Annotated in this window: 2 protein-coding genes and 3 pseudogenes; 2 read left to right on the forward strand and 3 right to left on the reverse strand. The window is 41.6% G+C overall.

Going from position 1 to position 6,137, the window contains the following annotated elements:
• Both HT719_RS11795 and HT719_RS10345 read right to left on the reverse strand, forming a co-directional pair.
• A pseudogene (locus HT719_RS11795) lies at window positions 1-280 on the reverse strand (IS630 family transposase); the annotation flags it as partial.
• Between the two features lie 43 nt (window positions 281-323).
• Window positions 324-564 (reverse strand): annotated as a pseudogene (locus HT719_RS10345) (helix-turn-helix transcriptional regulator); the annotation flags it as partial.
• A gap of 381 nt (window positions 565-945) precedes the next feature.
• Between HT719_RS10345 and HT719_RS10355 the strand changes: the two are divergent.
• Window positions 946-2,285, forward strand: a pseudogene (locus tag HT719_RS10355) (IS1380 family transposase).
• A 561-nt stretch (window positions 2,286-2,846) separates the two neighbouring features.
• Here HT719_RS10355 and HT719_RS10360 read toward each other — a convergent pair.
• Complete coding sequence (locus tag HT719_RS10360) at window positions 2,847-5,183, reverse strand: cation-translocating P-type ATPase (protein ID WP_172929140.1); 2,337 nt, start codon at window positions 5,181-5,183, stop codon at window positions 2,847-2,849.
• A 132-nt stretch (window positions 5,184-5,315) separates the two neighbouring features.
• Here HT719_RS10360 and HT719_RS10365 point away from each other — a divergent pair, with 132 nt between their 5' ends.
• Window positions 5,316-6,065, forward strand: coding sequence for a 1-acyl-sn-glycerol-3-phosphate acyltransferase (locus HT719_RS10365; RefSeq protein WP_138705213.1), 750 nt, complete (start codon window positions 5,316-5,318; stop codon window positions 6,063-6,065).
• The last annotated feature ends 72 nt before the right edge of the window (window positions 6,066-6,137 follow it).

Consider the following 6,137-nt stretch of genomic DNA (forward strand, 5'->3'; position numbering starts at 1 on the left):
GCTGCCCATACTGAAGGGACAGCACAATCAAAATGTGCCGCAATTTCCCGTAAAAAAGCATCTGGATGAGCCTCTACAAAGGCTTTCAATTCCTCTAAAGGAATCTTTCGGTTTTTGACGACTCGCTTTTTCCTCTCCAAGTGTCCTTGTTCGCGTCTTTCTTTTCCCACATGAAGAGAGTTCTGACGCCAACATCAAAAACCTTGGCTGCCTCGACATGGCTCTGCCCCTCTTTGATGTAATCTAATGCTCGCTGTTTAAAATCTGTACTATATGCCATGGCTTTATTATAACATGCTTGTTTGAAACTAAGCAACTATAACTATTTTTTTAAACTCAATAAGTTCTGTACTCTCATTCAAAATTTGCTCGTCAAAAAAAATAATCCATACTAACACTAAGTCTTTTAGCTAGTTGATGCAATAATTCTGAACCTGGAGTATATTCTCCGTTCTCCAAACGACTAATCTGACCTTGCTTACAAATTCCTTCAGCTAACTCTTTCTGAGATAATTTCAATTCTTTTCTTCTGCTCTTAATTCGAGTAGCTAATAAGCTTCCCACACTATTTCCTCCAATCTACTACTGCTAATCATTTTATCACGATTTCTGTAACAATTAAAATACATTTAAATTACTCTAATGGGATGTTGAAGCCTCTCTCTTTACTATCAATTGCAAAATTTATAGTGTTAACTAATTTCTCCAATCTCCTCACTTGATGTTCATACTCGTCTATATATTCATTCATCTGTTTTTGACAATCTTCAATCTCTTTCTCCCCCAATTATTCACACCTAACACAAAAAGCATCCAGAATCGATATGAAACCGAGGATTCTAGGTGCTTTCTCTTTTCACCCATTGGGTGCTGTTTTTACTGGACAAAAGGGAGTTTCTCCTTTATGATATAATCGAAAACAAAATCAAAACAAAGGAAATTCCAATGACCAGTATATAAAATAAATCTACGAAAAACAATACTTTATCACACTTTTCTTTCGATGGTGGAAATCTGACCAATCAAGCTGGTCTTCTGCTCTTCAAAGAACTCTTCACAAAGTTGAATCTAAAAGAAACTATTTCAAAACATCTTGTGAGCGATGATAAACGACGCTATTATCACTATTCGGATGCCGATATTGTCATCCAATTTCTCTTTCAAATCCTTACAGGCTATGACATAGACTATGCCTGTAAGAAATTAAAATCAGATGCTTATTTTCCAAAACTGTTGGAAACTGGACAAGTTGCGTCTCAACCAACCTTGTCTCGCTTTCTGTCACGTTCAACAGAAGCAACTGTTGGGAGCTTACGAAGACTAAACTTTGAACTGGTTCAACTCTTTTTACAAATGCAAAGCCAACCCAGTCTTATCGTTGATGTGGATTCCACTCATTTTACCACTTATGGGCATCAAGAGGGAGCCGACTATAATGCTCATTATCAGGTGACAGCTTATCATCCCCTTTATGCCTTTGAAAGCCAGACTGGCTATTGTCTGAATGCCCAGTTACGTTCTGGAAATCGCTATTGTTCAGAAGGAGCAGATGCCCTTATTCACCCCATTTTAGAGCAGTTTGACCATCTGATTTTTCGTATGGATAGCGGTTTTGTGAGCCCAAAACTCTATGATTTACTGGAAGATAGAGGTCATGCCTATTTGACCAAACTGAAAAGGAACGCTGTTCTGAGTCGCTTGGGAGATTTAACCTTGCCTTGTTCAGAGGATTTGAGTATTTTACCTCATTCTTCCTATTCAGAGTCCCTTTATAAAGCCGATTCTTGGCGCCAGCCACGTCGTGTTTGCCAATTTTCCCAAAGACAGGAAGGGGAATTGTTCTATGATGTGGTCTCTCTTGTAACCAATTTAAGCAGTGTAGATAGTGAGGAGCTGTTTCAATTCTATCGTGAACGAGGGAATGCTGAAAACTTTATCAAAGAAAGGAAAGCAGGATTCTTTGGGGATAAGACAGATAGTTCGACCATGGTTAAGAATGAAGTACGTATGATGATGGGCTATCTGGCTTATAATCTCTACCTCTTTTTAAAGCAGCTAGCTGGTGATGAAGTAAAGGCCTTGACTATCAAGCGTTTTCGACCTCTCTTCCTTCATATTGCCGAAAATATGTCTCTACTGCTAGACGACATATTCTCAAATTCTCAAGTCTATACGCCTATTCAAAACAGTTTCAAGCCTTATTTGATACAATCTGCCAGATAAATCTGATACTCCCTGTTCCATATAGAGCTAGAGGGCAGGGGAAAACATGCCTAACAGAATAAGTCACCTTATTTTAGAAATCGAGCATCAAACCAAGGGAGGAGTCTGCCCTTTTTTAGGAAAAAATCAAGACAAATCTCCTCAATAATGTCTCAAATATTAGAAATCAAGCAAAATCACCAGAAGGACAGTAGTTTAACTAGCTTTTCTGGTGATTTTCGAAGAGTATTGTTTCTTTCGTCATACTTCAAATAGTCTAGCCACATACATTTGAAGCTGCTACCTCAATACAAGCAGGCTTGAGGGTCGCTCTTGGGTTCACCGATAGATAATAGGCACGTAGGCCTTGCACATTAGATTTATAGTATATTAAAATAATATATGAACAAATCGATTAGGAAAGGCAAATTAATTTTTATACTCAATGAAAATCAAAGAGCAAACTAGGAAACTAGCCGCAGGCCGTACTTGAGTACGGTAAGGCGACGTTGACGTGGTTTGAAGAGATTTTCGAAGAGTATTAGAAATGTTTTAGTAGCTATGATGTCCTATTCCAGATTCAATCCACTATACGATAGACTCGTCGTATAAAAAAACTGCAATCCACAGATTGCAGTCTTTCTTTATTTTCTGGCTTGATAGCGACTAGTCAGAATGAAAATCACTGTAAAGACCAACATCATGACACCATAAACAGGCAACGTTCGTTCTGTAAAGGTTGAAATTTCAAGCAGTTTTTGGATTCTTGGGAAGAGAGCTGTCGCTAGGAAACCTCCTACTGACCAGACAATCAAGAGGACACGCCAGAGTGTGAATGGCATGCAGGCCCTAAATACGGACAAGAAACCAATAGACCCTAGTAGATAATAGAGTAGAGTTGAGATTTCTAACTCAGACCAACCTTGACTCGCGCCAAACATTTTCACAAAGAGAACGCTGAATACGACCATAAGGGCACTTGGTAGGGCTCGAAGCATGGATTTTCTGAGGAAATTCTGCTCAACAGGTTTGATATTTCGCTCAAAAGTCAGAACGAATGGTGGGAAACCTTCCACAAACTGGTCAATCATGGTAATCTGGATCGGAATGAAGGGGAAAATCAAAATCCACTCTGACCGACCTAGTAAAGCACTGGCAATACAGATGACTGCTAACAGGAAGGAATAGATGGTCTTTATCAAGAAAATCGGGGCGATATGGGCAATGTTATTGACCACGCGACGACCCTCGAAGAGAATCTCAGGAACATCATTAAAGTCTGAGTTCAAGAGAACCAGATTGGCAATCTGACGGGTTGCTGGATCCCCCTCCGCCATCACGATAGAACAATCCGCCTCACGAAGGGCCAAGATATCATTAACCCCGTCCCCTGTCATAGCCGTTGTATGACCCGCTTTTTTCAACGTTTGGATGATGAGTTTCTTTTGATGAGGGGAAACACGTCCGAAAATAGCTGTCTCCTCCGCCATGGCCATCAATTCCTCATCGATGATTTTCGAACAATCTACATAGCTATGGTAGTCCGCAAAACCAGCCTTCTGGGCAATGCTGGACACCGTAACGGGATTGTCACCAGAAATAATCTTGAGGCCCACTTCCTGAGAACGGAGATAGTCCAGCGTCTCTGCTGCTCCTTCTCGAATAGGATCCAAAATTTCCAGCAAGGCTAAAGCCTGAATATCAGAAGGTTTCTGTGGCTTGTGATGGTCTAATTTCTCCTGACTAAGAGCTAAGACCAAGACACGTGCCCCTCTCTCCAAGGCCTCCCTGGCTTCTGGGACTTCAGAATCCAGCAACATCTCAGGTGCCCCTAAGAAAACTGTCCCCAAGCTTTCTAACTCCATAGCCCCCCACTTGCGGTCGCTCGAGAAGGGAAGATTGGAAATCATAGGATAAGCAACATCTCCCACAAAACGCTGGCGAATGGCTTGGGCAGTTGGATTCTTATCCTCACTATGGGCTATGTAACTGGTCAGGATGCTGGCAATAGCCTCTTCACCATAAGTTTCCGTCAGTGGAAGAACGGCCTCCACCTGCATCTTTCCTTGGGTGATGGTACCCGTCTTGTCCAAACAGAGCATATCCACGCGCGCCAAGGTCTCAACAGAGTACATCTCCTGCACCAAGACCTTTTTCAAGCCCAGCTTAATCACTGCGGTCAGGAGCGAAGTGATGGTCAAAAGGGCAATTCCCTTAGGCAACATTCCCAAAAGGGCTGTCGATGAGTTTACAACGGATGACTTGAGAGGCAGGCCTTTTAAAATCAAGGCTTCTAGCAAGAGAGCCAGACCGAAAGGAATGATAATCTTTCCAGTAAAACCAGCTAGCTTGTCCAGAGATTTCATGATACGGGAGTTGATCAGTTTCACTGTCTTAGCTTCCAGCATGAGTTTGGCAGCATAGTTGTCTGCACCGACATGGTGAACTTGAGCTAAAACTGACCCACTAGCTAGGAAACTTCCTGACAAAAGTAAGCCGTCAACTTCCTTTTGCACCAAATCACTTTCTCCCGTTAACATGGCTTCATTGACTTCCGCAAAGCCTTCCAAAACCAAGGCATCACTAGGAATCTGCTCTCCTGCAGACAAACGAATGACATCTCCTAACACCAATTCTTCAGGATTCAGAGCCACTTCTTGGCCATCACGAATAGTCTTGACCTTTTCCTTGGTCATGAGATTGAGCTTATCCACCATGTGTTTGGCGCGTAGCTCGGTCACGATCCCAGAAAAAGCGTTAAAGCAGATAACAGCAAAAAAGACCAGATTGCTCCAAGCCTGCACAAAGGCAAGGGCCAAAGCAATGGCAAAGTTCAAAGCGTTAAAAAGGGTAAAGACATTTCGTTTAACGATTTGCCAAGTGCTGGTACTGGCCGAAGCAGTAAAATCATTGACCAAGCCCTTAGACTGTCTTTCCTTGACTTCTCTTTGGGTTAATCCCATAATCTTATTTTTATCCATAAATTCTATCATATCATTTTTTCTAAAAGAATTCTAATCTCATCCCAAATATGCACCTAGTCAAGGGAAAAGTTTGCCAGCCCTCCTTTGATAAGGTATAATAATAACAAGAAAAGAATCGAAGGAGATCGCATGTTTTATACTTATTTGCGTGGATTAGTTGTATTGCTCTTATGGTCCATCAATGGCAATGCTCACTATCATAATACTGATAAAATTCCTAATCAAGATGAAAATTATATTTTAGTTGCGCCTCACCGTACCTGGTGGGATCCTGTTTATATGGCCTTTGCGACCAAGCCAAAACAGTTCATCTTTATGGCAAAAAAAGAACTCTTTACCAACCGTATCTTTGGTTGGTGGATTCGTATGTGTGGCGCCTTTCCCATCGACCGTGAAAATCCCAGCGCCTCAGCCATCAAATATCCTATCAACGTTCTCAAAAAAAGTGACCTCTCTCTCATCATGTTTCCAAGTGGTAGCCGCCACTCAAACGATGTCAAGGGGGGCGTAGCACTGATTGCCAAAATGGCCAAGGTCCATATCATGCCGGTTACCTACACCGGTCCCATGACTTTGAAGGGCTTGATTAGCCGTGAACGTGTCGATATGAACTTTGGAAATCCAATCGATATCTCAGATATCAAGAAAATGAATGATGAAGGCATTGAAACAGTCGCCAATCGTATTCAAACAGAATTCCAACGTCTGGACGAAGAAACGAAACAATGGCACAATGATAAAAAACCAAATCCACTCTGGTGGTTTATCCGCATCCCTGCCCTCATCCTTGCTATTATCCTCGCTATCCTAACCATCATCTTTAGCTTTATCGCAAGCTTCATCTGGAACCCAGATAAGAAAAGAGATGAACTTGCATAGAAGAAATGAACCTTGGCCAAACAGCTAAGGTTTTCATTTATATAGTAGATTGGAACTAGAATAGTACACCTC

This window comes from Streptococcus sp. k-378, assembly GCF_013277505.1.
In the GTDB taxonomy this organism is placed as follows: domain Bacteria; phylum Bacillota; class Bacilli; order Lactobacillales; family Streptococcaceae; genus Streptococcus; species Streptococcus pseudopneumoniae.